Source organism: Bacillus kexueae (assembly GCF_022809095.1).
GTDB lineage: Bacteria > Bacillota > Bacilli > Bacillales > Aeribacillaceae > Bacillus_BZ > Bacillus_BZ kexueae.
This window is the reverse complement of the sequence record NZ_JALAZE010000002.1, coordinates 412,283-432,170: the sequence shown is the minus strand read 5'-3', so window position 1 is coordinate 432,170 and position 19,888 is coordinate 412,283. Positions and strand designations below refer to the sequence as shown.

The window sequence follows — 19,888 nt, the reverse complement described above, 5'->3', positions numbered from 1 at the left end:
TTAACGAATTGTTTATTTATTGTAAAGGGTATTTTAATCATTTAACGAAAAATTTACATTAAATTTACATACATATTTTTACATCACATACCCAGTTTGTCTAGCAAAAAATGAATGAACTTGCCTCTTTGGGAATGTAAAGCTTACAATGATTAAGGATTTTCATTAATGAAAGGAGATTTAGATGAATATTTTTCAACAGACGATAAAAAGTTTATACGCTCCAAAAACAATTGCTACGTTTCGCTTTCAAAAAGTAGGAAAGACAATCCTTTTTATTTTTCTTCTTTCCTTTATTAGCTTCTTACCAAGCGCCTTTTATATGGGAACGGGGGTACATAATGGGTTAAATGCTTTAACGAATGTAACTTCGTCTTTACCGCCATTTTCAATAGAAAACGGCTCTTTGCAATCGGAAAACGAAATGCTTATTGAGCAGAACATAGATGGATTTATCTTACTCTTTGACCCTTCTGGCACCTTATCCGATGAAGATGTAGAAGTATATCATAACGCAATCGGGTTTTTAAATGATGGATTGACGATTGTTTTAGACGGTATGGCACAGACGATAGATTATTCAATCATAGAAGGAACTATGACAAAAGAGGATATTGCCGAATTCATTAAACAAGTAAATGAGTTAAAACTGATCATCTTAAGTGTCCTGTTTTTTTTACTTTATTTCACGGCTTCATTTGCCAAATATATAGAGATTACCATTCTTGCACTCATTGGAATTTTGTTCAAAAATAAACTGAACAAACGATTGAATTTCAAGCAAATTTTCACTTTGTCTGCATACGCTGTTACGCTAAGCACTGTATTTTTTGCTTTGATGGACACTTTACAAACGACTGTACCTCTTCAGTTTTCTATTAGCTGGTTTATTCACTTAACGATCTTATTCTTAACTTTCAAAGAAATTCCAAGTCCAAAAATTCCTAATGAATAACGATTGCTATATAAAAGGCACCGAAGCATGACTCAAACCTTCGGTGCCTTCTTCTCATTAAGCGTTAAATTTTTTTGTAGTAGTAGATAATGCGTTGGCTAATTCGGACAGTGTTACGCTGATGACATGTGATTCTTTCATACGGTTCATTTGATCATGAGCCGTACCTTGCATTTGCTCTGCACTCGCAAGTGTTTCCTGAGAAACAGACAAGAAACTTTCAGCAGCCATTTCCATTTGAGGGATAATGTCATTAAAACGCTTTAAGTTCGTTGTTGTCCCTTTTAATACTGAGTTCACATTATCAATTTCAGCCATTAAGTTATCGAATGATTCTTTCGACTTTTTAGCGACTGATAATTCTTCAATAATACTTTGAACCATCAATTCAAATTCTTTTGAAGCATTCATGGCAGTCTGCTCCATCAATGTTACCGATCGTGTAATCTCTTCCGTTGCTTTTGAAGACTGGTCTGCTAGCTTTCGTACTTCTTCTGCAACAACTGCAAAACCTTTCCCAGCATCGCCAGCTCTTGCCGCTTCTATCGTTGCATTTAAAGCTAAAAGCTTGGTCTGCTCAGCAATGGATTGGATAATCCCGATTACTTTCGTAATAGACAACGAATGGTCTTTTACACCTCGAATGGTTTTCGTTAATTTCTCAAATTCTGCCTCAAAAGAGTCTAACGTCCGAATCATAGTATCAATACTTTCTTCTCCCTCTTTAGAAGACCGGTTCATGTCATCGGCACAACCAAATAATCGGTTCATATCGTGCAATACAGAGTGTATTGTATTTTTCATATCTTGGAATGTTTGCACACTTTTTTCGGAGCTAACAGCTGCCTCTTCAGCTCCTCCCTTTACAACCTCAATGGAGCCTAACAATTCATTGTTCCATTGAAGAACTTCTTCGGAGGAAACCTTTAACTGATCACTCGTTTCCGTTAATTCAGAAGTAGTTTGATTAATATGACTAATCATCGTTCTCATTTGAAAAATCATTTCATTAAAGCTTTTTATAAGGGAATTAATTTCCGGAATCGAAGTTTTCACATCTACATTTAACTGAATATTCCCTTCCCGAATTTCTCTCATCTTAGACCGCAAAATGGTTAATGGTTTTGTCACGCTACGGACAATAAAGATAATAATGAATGCCATGATAATTGTACTAATTATGACCGTTGCAATTGTATTCTTTGCTAGTTGATTGATTGGTCCCATGTAACTTTCTGTTGGGACAACAAGAAGAAAAATCCCTTTTAACTCTTGAATTTGCTTAAACGAGAGAGTGAAATCTTCACCATTGATCTTTGTATGTATAATTCCGTTATCCTTTTCTTTAATTTGTGTAATTAAGTCTTCCGTAAATGTCAGTTGACTGTTCTCACTAATCGGAAGCGGTTTAGCTTCCGCTTCGGTTACAACGAAAAAATCGGTCGGTAAGCCATCTTGTATAAGCTGTGAGGATTGTTTAGTTAAAACCTGTTTATTGAACCGTTTGTTAAACTCTTGTTCATCCCCAACATATGCAAACATTAAATTTTCCGAAATTTCCGCTGTTGTATTGACCTCACGTATTAACCTTTTCTCAATCATTTCAATCGTTGTTTCGCTTGCTTTTTGATAAGAAGTAAAGCCTACAATACTAATGGAACTGATGAGTAAAACTAAAACAAGAACATTTAATCGTACCGATAGTGGGATAGACTTCAACCACTTTATTTCTGCCATCGAATTCCTTCTTTTTACTTTGTTCCATAGAGAAATATTGATCATCTTTTGTTGCAAAGGCTCGAATCTCGATAACAATTGTCTCCTTTGAGCGCGTGGAAATTTCATTCGTTTCATTTACACCGACCTCTTCTACTCTTATTCAAGGTACATTATGACAGACAATTATTAAGGTAATGTAAATTTAATCTAAAAATTTAGGTATTTTGTCGATTTCTGTTATAGGAATTATGTCCTCCTTAACACGAATCTCCCCTCTTTTCGAACAACCCAGAAGAAAAAAGAGGAAAATAATAATAGTAAGAAGGACAAGACAAATAAGAGGATAGGTTTATCCAGAAGCAAGCTATAAACAATTGGCCCTAAAGCCACGCCCCCAAATCTAGCTACTCCATAAAAAGCAACGACTATTCCACGCTCCCGATCGTCCACTGATGAAGTTATCATTAAACTGATGGTTGGTAACACAAAACCTAAACCGCCAAATCCAACAGTTAATAGACCTAAATAAAATGAGAATGATTGAAAAAAAATCATCAAGAAAAACGAAATTAGCATAATGATACTTCCTATCATTAAAAAATCAACTTCGTTTACGGTAGAACCTTTCAGGCGTTTTCCAGTCCAATACGACGTTAACGTTAAAGCACCGAGGGGAAACACAAAAGTAAACCCTTTAAAGAATCCGTCGATGTGAAAGATTTCCTCAATTTGATACGATAAATAGTAAAGCATACCGAACAATATAAACAGTCCAATCCCACCAAGAAGATAGGTACCTATTAGCAAATTCCACTTGCTTTTTAACACTTTAACAACCTCATCTTTATATGTCGATAATTTCATTACATCAATTCCTGAAACCTGTGGGGTTAACTTAAGTGAAATGGCCATTATTAACACAATACTTAACAACGGAAAAACAACAAACGGGAAATACCACGAAAAAAGAGCTAGGAGCGCTCCAATAATCGGTGCTAAAATTTTGGCCGATCCATTAAACACTTCAAGAATGGCCAGCTGCTTTGCTCTTTTCTCACCAGTATACAAATCACCTACTAACGCCATTGCTAGAGGTGTTGTGCCACCTGTCCCAACCCCTTGCAATACTCTCCCGCCCAGCAAAAGAGAGAAAGCATCATCACTACGATCTAAAAAGCCACTCATAAAACAAAGGAATCCTCCTATAAAAATAAACAGTAACGAAAAAAGAATAATTTTTTTTCTTCCATAACGGTCCGAAAAAAAGCCAACAAACGGAATGACAAGTGCAGCTGGTATGTTAAATACAGATAAAATTAAACTTGTCTCTGTAGCCGTAAGCTTTAATGACTGTTCCAGTTCAGGGAGAATCGGTATGAGCATAGAATTCCCCAGTACCATGATGAAAGGTAATAAACCGAGTAAAAGCGTTAACATGTATATCGACCCTCCTTTTTTTGCATGTTTTGCTTGTCCAAGCATAAATGTTTATTAAGGAAATATTAGTGGAGGTTAAAAATGAAAAGACTATTCATTGTCATTTTTTCTTTATTGGCTTTATATATCGTTTATTATGACTTGAAGGTAGGGACTTTACCCTCTTTTCAAGAGCAAAATGCAACATTTGTAACAAAAGAAGAGCAACTAGAAGTATTTGATGTAGATCAATCGATTTCATTCCAATTAATAACAGTGAATAAAGGTGATACGGTTTTATCAATTGTGGAACGAATAAACGAACAATCAGAAGACATTTCAATTGAAACGATTATTGCTGATTTCGAACAACTAAACCCATCTACAAAGGCACATAATATCCTCATTGGGGAAGCATATAAATTCCCATTATATAAATAATCTTCAAATGAAGGTCAGTTTTCTTTCTTGTCAATTGATTCCTTACATTGTTAAAATATTGAGGAGAGTAATTGATGTTACCAACATCTTTTTTTAAGGAGCGATTGATTCGTGAGAGAAATTACACATCGTACGAAAACACGTCCCGTAAAAGTCGGGAATTTAACAATAGGCGGAAATAACGAAGTTGTTATCCAAAGTATGACAACGACGAAAACACATGATGTTGAAGCAACCGTAAAGGAAATCCATCGTTTAGAAGAAGCAGGATGTCAAGTTGTGCGCGTTGCCTGCCCAGATGAGCGAGCAGCAAATGCAATCAAAGAGATTAAAAAGCGCATCAATATTCCATTGGTTGTAGACATTCACTTTGATTATCGACTTGCCTTAAAAGCAATTGAAGGCGGAGCGGATAAGATAAGAATAAACCCTGGGAATATCGGTCGTCGTGAAAAAGTTGAAGCTGTTGTTAATGCAGCAAAGGAAAGAGGTATTCCAATTCGAATCGGTGTGAACGCTGGTTCATTAGAAAAGCGGATCCTTGATAAGTATGGATACCCAACTGCAGACGGCATGGTTGAGAGTGCTCTTCATCACATTAAAATTTTAGAGGACTTAGACTTCCATGATATTATCGTTTCCATGAAAGCATCTGATGTTAACTTAGCTATTGAAGCATATGAAAAAGCAGCGAGAGCTTTCGATTATCCACTACACCTGGGTATTACTGAATCCGGTACACTTTTTGCAGGTACCGTTAAAAGTGCCGCAGGTCTTGGCGTATTATTAAATAAAGGAATCGGAAATACAGTTCGCGTTTCCTTAAGTGCAGATCCAGTAGAGGAAGTAAAAGTAGCGAGAGAATTATTGAAGTCATTCGGCCTTGCTTCGAATGCTGCTACACTAATTTCTTGCCCAACATGTGGCCGTATCGAGATTGATTTAATCAGCATTGCCAATGAAGTGGAAGAATACATTTCAAAGATTCAAGCACCAATTAAAGTCGCAGTACTAGGTTGTGCAGTAAATGGCCCTGGAGAAGCTCGTGAAGCTGACATCGGTATTGCAGGTGCCCGAGGCGAAGGACTTTTATTTAGAAAGGGCGAAATTGTCCGCAAAGTTCCTGAAGAAACAATGGTTGAGGAATTAAAGAAAGAAATTGACAAAATTGCAGAAGAATACTTTGCTAAGAAGGCAGCAGAACAAAACTAAAGAAAAATGCAGGGACCCTAGGGCCCCTGCTTTCTTTTTGTTTTTTAGAAAAATGGTAAGACGAACAGACCTAACACAACGGAAACTATGCCAATCCCGATAGCCCAACTCCCTAGCGTTGAAGATCCTCTTCTTCTCGCCATAAATCCAACGACAATTCCTGCTGCTCCTAATAAAACAGGAAGGACGAATAATGAGATGACAGAAAGTGCTAAGCCTACATATCCCATTGTACGGCTATTGTCAATTCCGTTATCTAACTCTTGGTTATCCTCATCTCGATCAACTGCATTAAACGGTAAATCTAATTCAGCAGCCGTTTCTTCCATATAATAATCGCGATCTTCATTGATGGCTTTATTTTCATTCTCATCACGGAAGTTGGCACCCCCGTGATAATCGTAATTTCTTTCATCGGCCATATTAAATCCCTCGCTTTCAAAAGTAGGAGCATTTATAGTATGGGTACGACCGTTTATCATTATGAATGTAAAAGTTTACAGCCAAAGTTAATAACAGGTATGGTACACTAATTATATCGTCACAGACAAGGAGTGTTGACTATGTTACGTCTAGGAATTGATATTGACGGTACCGTAACCTCAACTGAAACTTTTGTGCCCTATCTAAACCAATCATTCGGCTTGAATATAACTTTGGATGATATAACACAATACGATTTAACTTCTCTTTTGAAGATTTCTCAAGAAGATTTCTGGAAATGGATGGATGAAAATGAACCAGCTATCTATAAAGAGGCACCATTAGCCCCTTTCGCGAAGGAGGTCCTCAATAATTGGAAAGAGACCCATCATTTAATTTATATTACTGCAAGAAGAAAGCACTTAGAGGAATTAACCTTATCTTGGTTCAAGGAAAATGAATTGTTTTACCATCAAGTTGACTTAGTCGGAAGTCATCATAAAATTGAAGCAGCTAAAAACCACAATGTCCAAGTGTTCTTTGAAGATAAGCACGATAATGCTGTTATGATAGCAGAAGAACTTCAAATTCCCGTAATTTTATTTGATGCCCCGTATAACAGGGAGCCTATTCCATCTAATGTTATTCGCGTATCTAATTGGCTAGAGGCAAAGAAGTGGGTTGACCATCATTGGCAACAAACATCTAAAAACGTATTATCTCGTAGCTTTTGAATTGAAACACTAATGTAAAAGAGGTGCTAAAGCTGGATTGCTTTGGCACCTCTTTTCTACTTACATTCTGGACATGTTCCATAAATTTCGAATTTATGTCCGCTTATATCAAAGCCATTTAATTGTTCTTTCAATGAATCCATCGGACATGAATGGATTTCTTTTGTCTGTCCACAGTCTAAACAAATAAAGTGATGGTGATGGTGATCTAAATTGCAGCTAAATCGAAAATGCTTTTCTCCTGAAAGCTCTGTTGTTTCTAAAATGTCCAATTCTGCAAATAAGGATAAATTACGATAAATGGTATCAAAACTTAGCCCCGGATAATCATCTTTCATTTTTTCGAGTACATCTTTTGCTGTTAAATACTTATTTGACTTTGCAAATATTTCAAGCATTTCTTCCCTTTTTGAAGTGTATTTATATCCCTTTTCCTTTAAATAATTCAATGCTTCCTGAACGTTCATTTATCTTTAACCCCTTTTTAACTTCACCTTTGTCCAAAGAATGGAAAGGATTAATAGAAGGACTGAAAAGACAACGATGGTACCTCCTGGTGCTAAATCTAAATAATACGATACAACCAATCCGCTAATTACGGCTATTTCCCCAAACAGAACTGACAAAAATACAGTCTGCTTGAATCCACTTGTTAAACGCATACTTGCTGCCACTGGCAACGTCATTAAGGATGAAACCAATAATATACCGACAATGCGCATAGAAGCACTAATGACTAGGGCAACCGTTAAAATAAATAGAAAATGAATCCATTTTGCTGGTAACCCAGAGGCTACAGCATGTTCTTCATCAAATGACAGATTAAAAAGCTCTTTAAAAAAGATGGTGACAAAAAGAAGAACGTAAATACTAATACCTACAATTACGTACAAATCCGTCCTCGTTACAGCACTTACACTTCCAAATAAGTAACTAAATAAATCTGTATTAAAGCCATCTGCTATTGAGATGAAAACAACACTAAGCCCTATCCCTGCTGACAATATAATTGGAATGGCTAGTTCCTCATAATGTTTATAAACCGTACGCAGCTTTTCGATAAAAAGAGACCCAATTACGGAAAATCCCATTCCAAAATAAATGGGATTTAAGCTTGAAAAACCCGCTACTTTTTTCGTCAACAGTAAGCTCGCAGCAATCCCAGCTAAAGTCACGTGACTTAAAGCATCTGCAATTAATGAGAGTCGTCTTACTACGACAAAAACTCCTAGTAGTGGAGCAATAATTCCTATTAAAATTCCTGACAAAAATGCATTTTGTAAAAATTCGTATTGAAATATGGTTTGAAGCATGAGTAAATCCTCCAATTAATGCTCGTGCGTTAGCAAATGAACAGGGTGTCCGTAAAATTGATTTAAATCCGATTCTTGAAATTGCTTATATTTATTCGAATCACCATGGAAGTGGAGGGTTTTATTTAAACAAGCAACATGTGATACTTTATCTGTAACCGTTCCTGTATCATGCGTAACGAGAATAAGCGTAATTCCTAAATCTTTGTTTAACTGCTCAAGAAGATCGTAAAAATTTTGAACCGTACTTGCATCTACACCTACAGTCGGTTCATCAAGTATGAGTAACTCTGGCTCACTAACTAACGCGCGCGCAATGAACACACGTTGCTGTTGACCTCCAGAAAGCTCGCCAATATTCCGGTGCGCGAACTCTTCCATCCGAACAGCTTTCAGAGCCTCAAACACTTTATCATGATGTTTTTTGGAGAAAAAACGAAATAGGCCAATTTTAGCCGTTAATCCACTCAACACTACTTCGAAAACTGTTGCTGGAAAGCCACTGTTAAAGCTATTGGCTTTTTGAGAAACAAATCCGATGCGGTTCCATTCATGAAATTTTGAAATATCTTTTCCGAATAATTGAATGGACCCTTTTTGTGGTTTTAATAAACCTAATATGCATTTTAATAATGTAGATTTACCTGAACCATTCGGGCCAACTAAAGCAAGGAAGGAACCTTCCTCGACCTGTAATTGAATATTTGCTAATACGGTTCGTTTATCATATTGAAAGAATAAATTCCGCACATCTATTACGGTATTCCCCATTCGATTTCCACCTTACTTTTTCTGAATCATTCCGATTTATCTTATAACAAAAAGAGTATACAGCAATGAAAACCGTTTGTAAAGAAACGCGCTCTCATGGCTATATACCCCCTTTAGTGAATAGCTGATTTAAATTTCGCACCTTTCGTCTCCTGTGTATTCATAATGGTAATAAACGCATTCGGATCGATTTCTTGAATAATGGATTTTAATTTCATCACTTCTAAACGTGTGATGACGACATAAATAACCTCTTTTTCTGCGTCAGTGTAACCTCCTTTACCTTTTAATTTGGTCGTACCGCGCCCTAAACGATGAAGGATGGCTTCACTTACTTCATCGTAATAATCGGTTACAATCAGGACTGCTTTCGTTTCATCTAGCCCTTGAATGACAGCATCAATCATTTTAAACGCGACATAATAGGCAATAACAGAATACATTGCTTGTTCGATTCCAAAAACAAAACCGGCGATGATAAATATAAACACATTGAAGAACATCACAAATTCTCCAACTGAAAACGGAAGTCGTTTCGTAAGTAGGATTCCCAATATTTCCGTTCCATCAAGAGAGCCACCATGTCTAATCACTAACCCCACTCCCGCTCCAAGAAGTAAACCTCCGAAGACAGTGGCTAGAATTGGCTCTGTCGTAAACGGCTCAAACGGGTGTAAAATGCGTTCCATAATCGCTAAACTTAATACGCCAAAAAGAGTTGAAAGCATGAAAGTCTTTCCAATCTGTTTATACCCGAAATACATAAATGGTAAATTGAGCAAAACGACAACAACCGCAAAATTCAAAAAGGCAATTCGGTCAGCAAATACATAGTCGACCATTAACGAGATACCGATGATTCCCCCATCAATAATATTGTTAGGCATTAATAATAACTCAATACTAACCGCCGCAATAAATGCACCTAAAAAAATAAAAAACAAACGATAAATGAGATGACTCACCTTTTCTTTTCGATGTTGCTTTCGTATACAAATCCCCCCTTTCCTTTATTGTATTAAAAAAATAGTCTTCACACGATACAAAAATTTAAATTTTCAGTCTTTATTTTTTCAACATTTTTTCTCTCTCCCATACATTAAATGATAAAGGGAGGCGAGGAAATGATTTTATTCCAAAAAATTGTCAACCAGAAAATTAATTCATTAAAATATGATGAATTACTTAACTATGCTAAACAACATCAAATTCCATTAACTGAAACGCAGGCTAGGCAAATAGTGAAACTAATTCGAGGAAAAAACATTAATATTTTTAACGATCAAGAACGGTTACAGCTTTTGAAGCAAGTTGCAAATATTACTTCAAACGAAACAGCTCAAAAGGTAAACAAGATGTTTATGGAGTTTATTCAATAATAGGATGAGAACAAAAGAAGCTTTTTAAAACGTATAGTCCCAATCGTTGGTTTGGGTGTGGATCCAAATTACTGCCCCTTCCATTCAATCAATTATGAAAAACACATAAAAGAATCGTCCGATCTAGTAAAATGTAAGGTAACTAAACCGAATTTTTACAGAAAGGACGATTTTTTTATGATTAAACAACACTCTATTGATTTTTTCACGCGTATTGCATGATCTTTTCAAGCACACCTTCATCAAATGTTTGATTTTGCAACATTTCAATCTCCCATTTGTATGGAGGCTTTTTGTTATTCTTATCCTCACCTACGTATGGAGTTTCTAAAATTTTCGGTATGTGCTTCAATTGTTCATGGTGCACAATATAATTTATCGCTTTAAACCCTATATGCCCAAATCCGATGTTTTCATGTCGGTCCTTTTGAGCGCCTTTAGGATTTTTACTATCATTGATGTGAAGCACTTTCAATCGATCTAATCCAATAATTTGATCAAATTGCTCCAATACACCATCGAAGTCATTGACAATATCGTAACCTGCATCATGAGTATGACAGGTGTCAAAACATACCGATAGATGCTCATTATGAGTAACACCATCGATTATTTGAGCCAATTCTTCAAAAGATCTTCCACATTCTGATCCTTTACCTGCCATCGTTTCTAATGCAATTTGAACGGTTTGATCGCGATCGATTACTTCATTGAGGCCTTCAATTATCTTTTTTATACCAGCATCTGCTCCAGCTCCTACGTGAGCACCTGGATGAAGGACAATTTGCTTCGCACCAAGTGCTTCTGTACGCTCAATCTCCATTTTCAGGAAATCAACACCTAATTGAAAGGTATCTGGATTTTTCGTATTTGCAATGTTAATAATATAAGGCGCATGTACCACTATTTCTTCAATACCATGTTCTTTCATATGTGCATGGCCTTTTTCAATATTTAAGTCTTCGATTTTTTTTCGGCGTGTATTTTGTGGAGCACCTGTATAAATCATAAATGTATTTGCACCATATGATACGGCTTCTTCACTTGCAGCTAAAAGCATTTTCTTTCCACTCATAGAAACATGTGACCCAATCTTCAACATTTGCTCTCCCCCTTTTACTTCCCTTTTTTCTTAGCACGGTATTGTTTCTTTTTAATTTGTTCCATTTGTTCTTTCATTTTCTTTTTATAGCCGGGTTTCACTTTCTTAGGTTTTCGTACCATTCGCTTCGCCATCTGCTCGATTTCGTTATCTTGTTTTTTCCGTTTCTTACGACGATGACGGTCGTCAATCTCTCTCCATGTACCATTTTCTATATCCATATTACGGAACTGAATTCCTCTTTTCTCTAATTGGGAAACAGCTTGTTCATCTTTTTCGTCATAAAGTGTATAGGCAATGCCGCTGTTTCCAGCTCGCGCTGTTCTTCCTACACGATGAATGTAAAAATCTAAATCAGACGGAATCTCTACGTTGACAACATGTGAGACACCTTCAATATCAATTCCACGCGCCGCTAAGTCCGTTGCGACAACATATTGGAATTGTAAATCGTTTATTTGGCGCATTACTTTTTTCCGATCTCTTGGTGTTAACCCACCATGTATTCTTCCCACTTTGAGACCTTTTTGTATTAGAGCATCCGCTAGTTCGTCGGCTTTCACTTTCGTATTCACAAATACCATGGCCAAATAAGGGTTAAAAGAAGAAAGGATATCATGGACTAAGTTCACTTCATTTCGGTGACGAGTAGGGACTAAAACTTGCTCTACTTTTTCCGCCGTAGGCTTCTTCGGTTCAACATGCGCATACTCTGGATTCTCCATATACTTCTTTAAAAATGGCTTCAGCTTTTCCGGGATTGTAGCAGAAAAGACTAGCATTTGTAGTTCCTCAGGCATTCTACTTGCCAATTGATCTACTTCGTAAATAAATCCTAAATCAAGCATCAAATCTGCTTCGTCTACGACAATACTCGTGCTTGTATGAACATCTAAAGCCTGTTCGTGGACTAAGTCTAAAATGCGCCCTGGCGTCCCTACAACAATGTGAGGTTGCTTTTTAAGCTTTTCGATTGTTCGAAGCTTATCAGTACCGCCGATAAAAAGACGAGCATGTATTGGATTGTCTGTTTGAGTAAACTTTGTAATCTTTAATACTTCTTGATAAATTTGACGTGCTAATTCCCTTGTTGGGGCAGTAATAACGACTTGAACTTCTGATCTTGTTCGATCAATTTTTTCGATAAGAGGTAATAAATAAGAATGTGTTTTTCCTGTTCCCGTCTGTGACTGCCCAATAGCACTTTTTCCACTTAAAACAATCGGAATCATTCGATTCTGAATTTCCGTCGGTTCATAAAAATTTAATGACTCTATGGCATCTATTAAAAAAGGTTGAAACGAAAACTTTTCAAATTTCGTTGCCATGCCTTCTACAACTCCTTCAATTAAACGTAATACATAAATCCATCTCTTGATTATAAACAAAATAAGCGAAAAACTCCAATTCATTTAAAAAACATTTTTTAAAGCTTTGCATACTTTATTGGTAGTGAATGGTTTACGAAAGGAGGAGTATACATGTTTCCTGGTCGACCAGGTCCCCCATTTATTCCACAGCAGCCCATGATTCCTCGATCACCCATGATGAATCCGTTTCAAACAACACCGTTTCAATCGTTCTCACAAATGCCAATACGTCCGAATCAAATGATCGCAGGTGCTGCTGGAAGAAGTGGTGGATTAAAAGGATTAATATCTAGGATTTTCCCTTCAGGTCAAGCTTCTATGGGAGCGATGAACGTTGCGAATAATGCAGCTGGTGGAATTCAAGGACTTGCAAATCCATCCAATATTTCAGGGATGTTAGGGAATGTACAAAAAGCTTTAGGGATGGCACAACAGATTACCCCTGTTGTTCAGCAGTATGGACCTATGGTTAAAAATCTACCTGCCATGTTCAAACTATATCAAGAACTAAAAAATACAGATGATGAAGACGAAGTGAGTGAAGTAGATGGTGAAGAGGCTGAAGAAGTTGAAACGAAAGAAGAAGCAAAAACTCAACAAGCTCAACCTCAAACAAAAACAACGACTTCTACAAAAAACGCTGAAAAAAAACCTTCTAAGCCGACTACTGGTCATTCAAAGCCTAAATTATATGTATAATCACTCTCTCCTCCCCATGATTTTTTCATGGGGAAGTTTTCTATTTTTGCTGTTGCAACAAAAAGGACATTATGACATTCAGCTTTGTAATCTATTCAAATGTTCGATATAATGAAGTATGAAATTATACGCCGTTGCATACGGCTTTTTTCATTTGGCATAGCCAAGTTAATGAGGAGGAAACTCTAATGGAAGTTATCAAAATTTCACCACGCGGTTATTGTTATGGAGTAGTTGATGCTATGGTCATCGCTAAAAATGCCGCTCTAGACAAATCACTACCAAGACCAATCTACATTTTAGGAATGATTGTTCACAATAAACATGTCACAGAAGCCTTCGAATCAGAAGGAATTATTACACTGGATGGCAAAAACCGACTCGAAATTCTAGAAAAAGTAGATAATGGAACAGTCATCTTTACAGCTCATGGGGTTTCTCCACAAGTTCGAGAGTTAGCGAAAGAAAAAGGACTTGTCACAATCGATGCAACCTGTCCGGACGTAACGAAAACACATGATTTAATTAGAGAGAAAAAAGCAGAAGGTTACGAAGTTATTTATATCGGCAAAAAAGGCCATCCGGAGCCAGAAGGTGCTGTAGGTGTAGCACCTGAAATTGTTCATTTAGTAGAAACTGTCGATGACGTTCAAGCCCTTGAAATAAAAAGCGAGAAAATCATTGTAACGAACCAGACGACAATGAGTCAGTGGGACGTACATGATATTATGGAAAAGGTAAAAGAGAAATATCCGCATGTTGAATTCCATCAAGAAATTTGCTTAGCTACACAAGTACGTCAAGAAGCGGTTGCAGAACAAGCAAAAGAAGCAGATTTAACATTAGTGGTGGGAGATCCAAGAAGTAATAACTCCAATCGATTAGCTCAAGTATCTGAAGAAATTGCTGGAACGAAAGCTTATCGTATTGCCAATATTACCGAAATTCAATTGGAATGGTTAAAGGATGTAGAAAAAGTAGCCGTTACAGCAGGAGCATCTACTCCAACTCCAATAGTAAAGGAAGTTATCCAGTTTCTTGAGCAGTATGATCCGAATGATTCAAGCACATGGGACACGTCATCTCAAGTACCATTACAAAAAATATTACCAAAAGTAAAGATTAAAAAGTAAATTGTTTTTCACATAATTAATAAAAATGATGTCCGTTCCGGACATCATTTTTATTAATATTATATAAACTTAAACGGGTCAGTTGATGGTTCAGAAGGAAATATTTCAACTGAAATTCCTTCTTCTTCACATAGTTCCGAAAGTTTTTTCGCTACCCCTTCCTTCATAACTTTCTCCATATGATGCCCCGGGTCCACAATATTTAGCCCCATCATCATCGCATCATGTGCAACATGATAATAAATATCACCTGTTACATAAACATCGGCACCACTCATCTTTGCTTGATGGATAAACTTATTACCGTCTCCCCCAAGCACCGCAACCTTTTTCACAGTGGTAGACAAATCTCCAACTACTCTAACACCCTCAACTTGTAAGGAATCCTTCACGTATTTTGCAAACTGCTCCAATGAAAGCGATTCATTAAGTTCGCCAATTCTTCCTAAGCCGTAAGTTTCTCCTTCATTTTCTAAAGGATATATATCGTATGCGACTTCTTCATATGGATGAGCTTTTATCATAGCTTTAATCACCTTCGATTGAATAGAGGCTGGGAAAATGGTTTCAATTCTAACCTCATTAACATGTTCCAGCTTTCCTTTTTCACCGATATAAGGGTTTGTTCCTTCCAATGGCAAAAACGTCCCCACACCGCTTGTATTAAAGGTGCAATGACTGTAGTTTCCAATAAAGCCAGCTCCCGCTTGTCCAATCGCTTCACGCACACATTCTTCATGGCTTTCTGGGACAAATACGACTAACTTCTTTAATTCCTCAGTATATGTAGGAACTAGAACCTTTGTGTTGGTGAGTTTCAGCTTTTCTGCAAGTAAGTCATTAACACCACCCTTTGCAACATCTAAATTCGTATGAGCAGCATAAATGCTAATATTGTGTTTAATACATTTTTCAACAATTTTACCTTGCGGGCTATCGGTTACAATTTGTTTTAACGGGCGGAAAATAGGGGGGTGGTGCGCTATAATTAAATCCACTTTCTTCTCAATCGCTTCATCCACTACTTCTTCTAAAACATCCAACGCAATCATGACGCGATGAATTGTCTTATTCAATGTCCCAATTTGTAGCCCAATTTTATCTCCTTCCATCGCCATCTTCTTAGGAGAATATTGCTCAAATAATTGAATTATATGTTGTCCATTAGGTGCCTTCCTCATTTTATAACCCCTCCTTGATCAATCTGATGATTGTTTCAACTTCTTCTTTTTTCGCCTTTAACGATTCGTTATCAGATGCTTGTTGGAGTTGATCATAAACATTTTCCCAATGTCTTAATTCATGAGTCCATTTCTTTGCATACACATCATTTTTCTTCTTCATTAAAAACGGTCCCATCAGCATTGCTGTTTCCAGTGATAATCCTTCATACGCTGTGTTTGGATTGCCTTTTTCAGCTACTAGCACCTCGTAAATTTTCCCGTCCTCTTCCAAAATCATCTCGTCAATTAACACCCATTCATTTTCAAAAAGCCATTTTCGAATTTCAATGGCATGGATATTTGGTTGAAGAATCAGTCTTTCAACAGAAGAAAGCTTATCTTTCCCCTCGTCCAAGATGGTCTTAATCAGCGTTCCTCCCATTCCTGCAATCGTAACACAAGTCGCTTCATTTTCTTCTAATACTGATAAACCATTCCCTTTACGCACGTCTATGCTCTCTTGCAAATTTAATCGTTTCACTTGTGCACGAGCAGACTGATACGGACCTTCATTCACTTCTCCTGCAATTGCTCTTTTACACAATCCATTTAAAAGAGCGTATGAAGGTAAGTAGGCATGATCCGATCCGATGTCCGCTAATACAGCTTGTTTCGGAATATAATTAGCTACAGCATGAAGTCGTTTAGATAATTGAATCTCATTCATTTTTTTCACCTATTCTAAGTCTAAGTAGTCTCCAATTTTTATTTTACCTGTTTTTCATTCAAATGAAAAATTGATTCGTTAAAGGCTACAGGTAAAAGAATCAACAGAAAGAAAAAAGTCCCCCGCACGCGGAAGACTTCTATCATCAAAAGCGTTTACATTATTTAAGTTCAGATACCCACTGTGCCATTTCATCTAGCTTTTCATCTGGAACTAGACCACCTGGCATCGCACCTCGGCCATTTTGTAACACGCTTTTAATATCATCTGACGATAAGCGGTCACCAATACCTGTTAACGCAGGACCTACACCGCCTTCATAGTTTTGTCCATGACAGCTTAAACAGCTCTTTTGGTAAATCTCTTCAGGAGTTGCACTTGCAACATCTTCTGTTGTCTCTCCTGCATCTTCACCTTTTGCTAACTCTTCTTGATTGTTAAGCCCGATGAAGGAGAAGGCAAACATTAGTCCAATTCCTAGTACCATGATTAGAAAAAATGGAATAAGCGGATTGCGATTCATCTGTAAACCTCCCTTATGTATAGAGTGCATAATTTGTACAAATAAAAACTTAAACAATGTCTATTTTACTTTAATTTTACAAGAAGGAAAAGTGTTTATGTAATAGAAATGTCGAATTTCACTTTTTTGACAAAAAAACTTCACCACGAACGGATGAAGTTTTTTAATGAGCAAGCGCTCAATCAATTTTATGAACATCCAATTTGACGAGCAATTACAAGACGCTGAATTTCACTAGTTCCTTCACCAATTTCTAATAACTTGGCATCTCTCATGTATCTTTCCACATGATAATCTTTCATATACCCATAACCGCCATGAATTTGAACAGCTTGACTCGTTACTTCCATACACATTTCAGATGCAAACAATTTACACATCGATGCTTCTTTTGTGAATGATTTCCCTTGGTCCTTCATCCAAGCTGCTTTATATACCATATTACGAGCAAGTTCAATTTTCATCGCCATATCAGCTAACTTAAATTGTATCGCCTGAAATTGACTTAACGTCTTTCCGAACTGCTTACGCTCTTTTGCATACTGCAGCGCTTTTTCATAAGCCCCCTGCGCTATCCCAACTGCCATCGCACCTATGCCTATTCTGCCCCCATCTAACGTTTGTAGGAACTGTTTAAATCCTTCTCCCCGGTTTCCTAATAAATGATCTTGCGATACACGAACATTTTCTAAAACGAGCTCAGTCGTGTTCGAAGCGTGTAGCCCCATTTTCTCGTACTGATCTAGCACTGTAAACCCATCTGCATCTGTTGGAACAATAATGGCGCTTATTTCTTTTTCTCCTTTTTCATTCCTTCCTGTAACTGCTGTCAACGCAAGAAATTGAGCGTATGAGGCATTTGTTATAAAACATTTACTCCCATTAATGACAAAGTCATTTCCCTCTTCTATTGCTTCAGTTTCTGTTCCCCCAGCATCCGAACCTGCATTTGGCTCCGTTAGCCCGAAAGCACCTAGGGACTCTCCAGAACAAATTTTCGTTAAATATTTTTGTTTTTGCTCCTCTGTTCCAAACAAGTAAATTGGTGCCCCACCTAATGAAATATGAGCCGAATACGTAATCCCTGTCGAAGCACATACTCGACTTAATTCTTCTACTACGATTGCAAAGCTTATCGTATCACTTCCTCCCCCTCCATACTCTTCAGGGAACGGAAGTCCAAGAATTCCGAGTTCACCTAGCTTCGAAAAAACTTCCTCCGGAAAAGCTTTGGTCCGATCACGCTCTTCAGCGCCAGGCGCCACTTCCCCCTCTGCAAACTCACGCATCATCTTCTTGATCATGCTTTGTTCCTGTGTTAATTCAAAATTCATATTATCCCCCCATTTAACCGTGAATACGCTTACAACTATATTATATATAACAAAAGAACTTTTTCTCAATATTTAAAATTTTTTGTATTTATTTTATGAATTGGATAAAGCAGTATATATTCACAACTTTACTTACTAATTACCCTTGAAACTACCGCAAAAAGTTTTGGAATTATTCTGACAACCGTTTGCAAAAAACATGAAGATTCAGTAAAATAACTGTATACCTAGTGTTCAAAGTTCATGATAACGGTTCCATATTTTACTTGCATCCAAATAATTTAATCCGAAATGCTCGTCTATACAATGGCAAACAAAAAGGACAGACAACTAGGTCTGCCCTTTGAAATTCTATTCTAAAAAGTCTTTTAAACGTTTACTTCTACTCGGATGACGTAATTTACGAAGTGCTTTCGCTTCAATTTGTCGGATTCGCTCACGTGTCACACCGAAAACTTTTCCGACTTCTTCTAATGTGCGTGTACGACCATCATCTAATCCGAAACGCAAGCGCAAAACGTTTTCTTCACGATCAGTTAACGTATCAAGAACGTCTTCTAACTGCTCTTTTAATAGCTCATAAGCAGCGTGTTCAGAAGGCGATGTTGCTTCCTGATCTTCAATGAAGTCGCCAAGATGAGAATCATCTTCTTCACCAATTGGCGTTTCTAATGAAACCGGCTCTTGAGCAATTTTTAAAATTTCTCTTACTTTATCCGGTGTTAAATCCATGTCTTCAGCAATCTCTTCTGGAGATGGTTCACGACCTAAATCTTGAAGCAACTGACGTTGAACACGGATTAGTTTATTGATGGTTTCTACCATATGAACTGGAATACGGATTGTTCTTGCTTGGTCAGCAATCGCACGGGTAATTGCTTGACGAATCCACCATGTTGCATACGTACTAAACTTATATCCTTTGCGGTAATCGAATTTTTCTACCGCCTTCATAAGACCCATATTACCTTCTTGAATTAAATCTAAAAATAACATTCCGCGTCCAACATAGCGTTTCGCAATACTAACAACAAGGCGTAGGTTTGCTTCCGCAAGTCTTCTTTTCGCTTCTTCGTCGCCCTCTTCAATTCGCTTTGCCAATTCAATTTCTTCGTCAGCTGATAATAAATCAACGCGTCCAATTTCTTTTAAATACATTCGAACAGGGTCGTTAATTTTTACACCTGGTGGAACGCTTAAATCATTTAAATCAAATTCTTCATCGTCTTCTTTTGCTAAATCTTGGAGATTTGGATCTTCATCTTCTCCATTTTCACCGACTAGTTCGATACCTTGATCACTTAAATATTCGTAATATTCATCCATTTGGTCTGAATCAACGTCGAAGTTTGACATACGTTCAGCAATTTCTTCGTATGATAACACTCCACGCTTTTTACCCAGCTCGACGATTTGATCTTTTACTTGGTCTAAGGAAACTTCGGCATGGGTTTGTTTTTCAGCCATAGGATCC

General features: G+C 37.2%; 21 protein-coding genes. 7 read left to right on the top strand and 14 right to left on the bottom strand.

Annotated elements, in window-relative coordinates; genetic code table 11:
• Positions 1–184: 184 nt before the first annotated feature.
• On the top strand, positions 185–955 hold the full coding sequence (locus ML543_RS06385) for a DUF1189 domain-containing protein (RefSeq protein WP_243386312.1): 771 nt from the start codon (positions 185–187) through the stop codon (positions 953–955).
• Between the two features lie 57 nt (positions 956–1,012).
• Here ML543_RS06385 and ML543_RS06380 read toward each other — a convergent pair whose 3' ends face one another.
• Both ML543_RS06380 and ML543_RS06375 read right to left on the bottom strand, forming a co-directional pair.
• Entirely contained in the window at positions 1,013–2,692 is a 1,680-nt protein-coding gene (locus ML543_RS06380) for a methyl-accepting chemotaxis protein (RefSeq protein WP_243386311.1), read from the bottom strand.
• A 228-nt stretch (positions 2,693–2,920) separates the two neighbouring features.
• Complete coding sequence (locus ML543_RS06375; protein WP_243386310.1) at positions 2,921–4,111, bottom strand: MFS transporter; 1,191 nt, start codon at positions 4,109–4,111, stop codon at positions 2,921–2,923.
• Positions 4,112–4,192: 81 nt separating this feature from the next.
• Here ML543_RS06375 and ML543_RS06370 point away from each other — a divergent pair, with 81 nt between their 5' ends.
• A complete protein-coding gene (locus ML543_RS06370; RefSeq protein ID WP_243386309.1) occupies positions 4,193–4,531 on the top strand; it encodes a hypothetical protein in 339 nt (112 codons plus the stop codon).
• Between the two features lie 120 nt (positions 4,532–4,651).
• Entirely contained in the window at positions 4,652–5,743 is a 1,092-nt protein-coding gene (gene ispG, locus ML543_RS06365; RefSeq protein ID WP_243386549.1) for a flavodoxin-dependent (E)-4-hydroxy-3-methylbut-2-enyl-diphosphate synthase, read from the top strand.
• A 44-nt stretch (positions 5,744–5,787) separates the two neighbouring features.
• Here ispG and ML543_RS06360 read toward each other — a convergent pair whose 3' ends face one another.
• On the bottom strand, positions 5,788–6,165 hold the full coding sequence (locus tag ML543_RS06360; protein WP_243386308.1) for a DUF308 domain-containing protein: 378 nt from the start codon (positions 6,163–6,165) through the stop codon (positions 5,788–5,790).
• Positions 6,166–6,306: 141 nt separating this feature from the next.
• Between ML543_RS06360 and ML543_RS06355 the strand changes: the two genes are divergently transcribed.
• Entirely contained in the window at positions 6,307–6,900 is a 594-nt protein-coding gene (locus ML543_RS06355) for a hypothetical protein (protein ID WP_243386307.1), read from the top strand.
• Positions 6,901–6,956: 56 nt separating this feature from the next.
• Here ML543_RS06355 and ML543_RS06350 read toward each other — a convergent pair whose 3' ends face one another.
• The 4 genes from ML543_RS06350 to ML543_RS06335 form a co-directional block, all read right to left on the bottom strand.
• Positions 6,957–7,367 (bottom strand): zinc uptake transcriptional repressor Zur, encoded by a 411-nt coding sequence (locus ML543_RS06350; RefSeq protein ID WP_243386306.1) that lies wholly within the window; start codon positions 7,365–7,367, stop codon positions 6,957–6,959.
• A 6-nt stretch (positions 7,368–7,373) separates the two neighbouring features.
• Entirely contained in the window at positions 7,374–8,213 is an 840-nt protein-coding gene (locus ML543_RS06345; protein ID WP_243386305.1) for a metal ABC transporter permease, read from the bottom strand.
• Positions 8,214–8,228: 15 nt separating this feature from the next.
• Entirely contained in the window at positions 8,229–8,984 is a 756-nt protein-coding gene (locus ML543_RS06340; protein ID WP_243386304.1) for a metal ABC transporter ATP-binding protein, read from the bottom strand.
• Positions 8,985–9,097: 113 nt separating this feature from the next.
• Positions 9,098–9,976 carry a YitT family protein gene (locus tag ML543_RS06335; protein WP_243386546.1) on the bottom strand — a complete coding sequence of 293 codons (879 nt, stop codon included), beginning with the start codon at positions 9,974–9,976 and terminating at the stop codon, positions 9,098–9,100.
• 132 nt (positions 9,977–10,108) lie between these two features.
• On the opposite strand from ML543_RS06335, the gene ML543_RS06330 reads away from it, so the two are divergent.
• Positions 10,109–10,363 (top strand): DUF2624 domain-containing protein, encoded by a 255-nt coding sequence (locus ML543_RS06330; protein ID WP_243386303.1) that lies wholly within the window; start codon positions 10,109–10,111, stop codon positions 10,361–10,363.
• A 205-nt stretch (positions 10,364–10,568) separates the two neighbouring features.
• Here ML543_RS06330 and ML543_RS06325 read toward each other — a convergent pair whose 3' ends face one another.
• Together ML543_RS06325 and ML543_RS06320 are read right to left on the bottom strand one after the other, a co-directional pair.
• Positions 10,569–11,465, bottom strand: coding sequence for a deoxyribonuclease IV (locus tag ML543_RS06325; protein ID WP_243386302.1), 897 nt, complete (start codon positions 11,463–11,465; stop codon positions 10,569–10,571).
• A gap of 14 nt (positions 11,466–11,479) precedes the next feature.
• Positions 11,480–12,793, bottom strand: coding sequence for a DEAD/DEAH box helicase (locus ML543_RS06320; protein ID WP_243386544.1), 1,314 nt, complete (start codon positions 12,791–12,793; stop codon positions 11,480–11,482).
• Positions 12,794–12,946: 153 nt separating this feature from the next.
• On the opposite strand from ML543_RS06320, the gene ML543_RS06315 reads away from it, so the two are divergent.
• Together ML543_RS06315 and ML543_RS06310 are read left to right on the top strand one after the other, a co-directional pair.
• Positions 12,947–13,534 carry a YqfQ family protein gene (locus ML543_RS06315; protein WP_243386301.1) on the top strand — a complete coding sequence of 196 codons (588 nt, stop codon included), beginning with the start codon at positions 12,947–12,949 and terminating at the stop codon, positions 13,532–13,534.
• Between the two features lie 188 nt (positions 13,535–13,722).
• The gene (locus tag ML543_RS06310) at positions 13,723–14,667 is read left to right on the top strand and encodes a 4-hydroxy-3-methylbut-2-enyl diphosphate reductase (RefSeq protein WP_243386300.1); all 945 of its coding nucleotides are present in this window, start codon (positions 13,723–13,725) and stop codon (positions 14,665–14,667) included.
• 59 nt (positions 14,668–14,726) lie between these two features.
• Here ML543_RS06310 and ML543_RS06305 read toward each other — a convergent pair whose 3' ends face one another.
• The 5 genes from ML543_RS06305 to rpoD all read right to left on the bottom strand — a co-directional run bounded on the left by ML543_RS06305 (position 14,727) and on the right by rpoD (position 19,881).
• Entirely contained in the window at positions 14,727–15,848 is a 1,122-nt protein-coding gene (locus tag ML543_RS06305) for a Nif3-like dinuclear metal center hexameric protein (RefSeq protein ID WP_243386299.1), read from the bottom strand.
• Between the two features lies 1 nt (position 15,849).
• A complete protein-coding gene (locus ML543_RS06300) occupies positions 15,850–16,557 on the bottom strand; it encodes a tRNA (adenine(22)-N(1))-methyltransferase (RefSeq protein ID WP_243386298.1) in 708 nt (235 codons plus the stop codon).
• A gap of 160 nt (positions 16,558–16,717) precedes the next feature.
• On the bottom strand, positions 16,718–17,080 hold the full coding sequence (gene cccA, locus ML543_RS06295) for a cytochrome c550 (protein WP_243386297.1): 363 nt from the start codon (positions 17,078–17,080) through the stop codon (positions 16,718–16,720).
• 188 nt (positions 17,081–17,268) lie between these two features.
• Positions 17,269–18,414, bottom strand: a complete 1,146-nt coding sequence (locus ML543_RS06290; RefSeq protein ID WP_243386296.1) for an acyl-CoA dehydrogenase — start codon at positions 18,412–18,414, stop codon at positions 17,269–17,271.
• A 351-nt stretch (positions 18,415–18,765) separates the two neighbouring features.
• A complete protein-coding gene (rpoD, locus tag ML543_RS06285; protein WP_243386295.1) occupies positions 18,766–19,881 on the bottom strand; it encodes an RNA polymerase sigma factor RpoD in 1,116 nt (371 codons plus the stop codon).
• Between the last annotated feature and the right edge of the window lie 7 nt (positions 19,882–19,888).

What these genes read in the sequence shown, in the direction of transcription:
- ML543_RS06385 (WP_243386312.1), top strand. Translation starts at nt 185, where the DNA reads ATGAATATTTTTCAACAGACGATAAAAAGTTTATACGCTCCAAAAACA.
- ML543_RS06380 (WP_243386311.1), bottom strand. Translation starts at nt 2,692, where the DNA reads ATGGCAGAAATAAAGTGGTTGAAGTCTATCCCACTATCGGTACGATTA.
- ML543_RS06375 (WP_243386310.1), bottom strand. Translation starts at nt 4,111, where the DNA reads ATGTTAACGCTTTTACTCGGTTTATTACCTTTCATCATGGTACTGGGG.
- ML543_RS06370 (WP_243386309.1), top strand. Translation starts at nt 4,193, where the DNA reads ATGAAAAGACTATTCATTGTCATTTTTTCTTTATTGGCTTTATATATC.
- ML543_RS06360 (WP_243386308.1), bottom strand. Translation starts at nt 6,165, where the DNA reads ATGGCCGATGAAAGAAATTACGATTATCACGGGGGTGCCAACTTCCGT.
- ML543_RS06355 (WP_243386307.1), top strand. Translation starts at nt 6,307, where the DNA reads ATGTTACGTCTAGGAATTGATATTGACGGTACCGTAACCTCAACTGAA.
- ML543_RS06350 (WP_243386306.1), bottom strand. Translation starts at nt 7,367, where the DNA reads ATGAACGTTCAGGAAGCATTGAATTATTTAAAGGAAAAGGGATATAAA.
- ML543_RS06345 (WP_243386305.1), bottom strand. Translation starts at nt 8,213, where the DNA reads ATGCTTCAAACCATATTTCAATACGAATTTTTACAAAATGCATTTTTG.
- ML543_RS06340 (WP_243386304.1), bottom strand. Translation starts at nt 8,984, where the DNA reads ATGGGGAATACCGTAATAGATGTGCGGAATTTATTCTTTCAATATGAT.
- ML543_RS06330 (WP_243386303.1), top strand. Translation starts at nt 10,109, where the DNA reads ATGATTTTATTCCAAAAAATTGTCAACCAGAAAATTAATTCATTAAAA.
- ML543_RS06325 (WP_243386302.1), bottom strand. Translation starts at nt 11,465, where the DNA reads ATGTTGAAGATTGGGTCACATGTTTCTATGAGTGGAAAGAAAATGCTT.
- ML543_RS06320 (WP_243386544.1), bottom strand. Translation starts at nt 12,793, where the DNA reads ATGGCAACGAAATTTGAAAAGTTTTCGTTTCAACCTTTTTTAATAGAT.
- ML543_RS06315 (WP_243386301.1), top strand. Translation starts at nt 12,947, where the DNA reads ATGTTTCCTGGTCGACCAGGTCCCCCATTTATTCCACAGCAGCCCATG.
- ML543_RS06310 (WP_243386300.1), top strand. Translation starts at nt 13,723, where the DNA reads ATGGAAGTTATCAAAATTTCACCACGCGGTTATTGTTATGGAGTAGTT.
- ML543_RS06305 (WP_243386299.1), bottom strand. Translation starts at nt 15,848, where the DNA reads ATGAGGAAGGCACCTAATGGACAACATATAATTCAATTATTTGAGCAA.
- ML543_RS06300 (WP_243386298.1), bottom strand. Translation starts at nt 16,557, where the DNA reads ATGAATGAGATTCAATTATCTAAACGACTTCATGCTGTAGCTAATTAT.
- cccA (WP_243386297.1), bottom strand. Translation starts at nt 17,080, where the DNA reads ATGAATCGCAATCCGCTTATTCCATTTTTTCTAATCATGGTACTAGGA.
- ML543_RS06290 (WP_243386296.1), bottom strand. Translation starts at nt 18,414, where the DNA reads ATGAATTTTGAATTAACACAGGAACAAAGCATGATCAAGAAGATGATG.
- rpoD (WP_243386295.1), bottom strand. Translation starts at nt 19,881, where the DNA reads ATGGCTGAAAAACAAACCCATGCCGAAGTTTCCTTAGACCAAGTAAAA.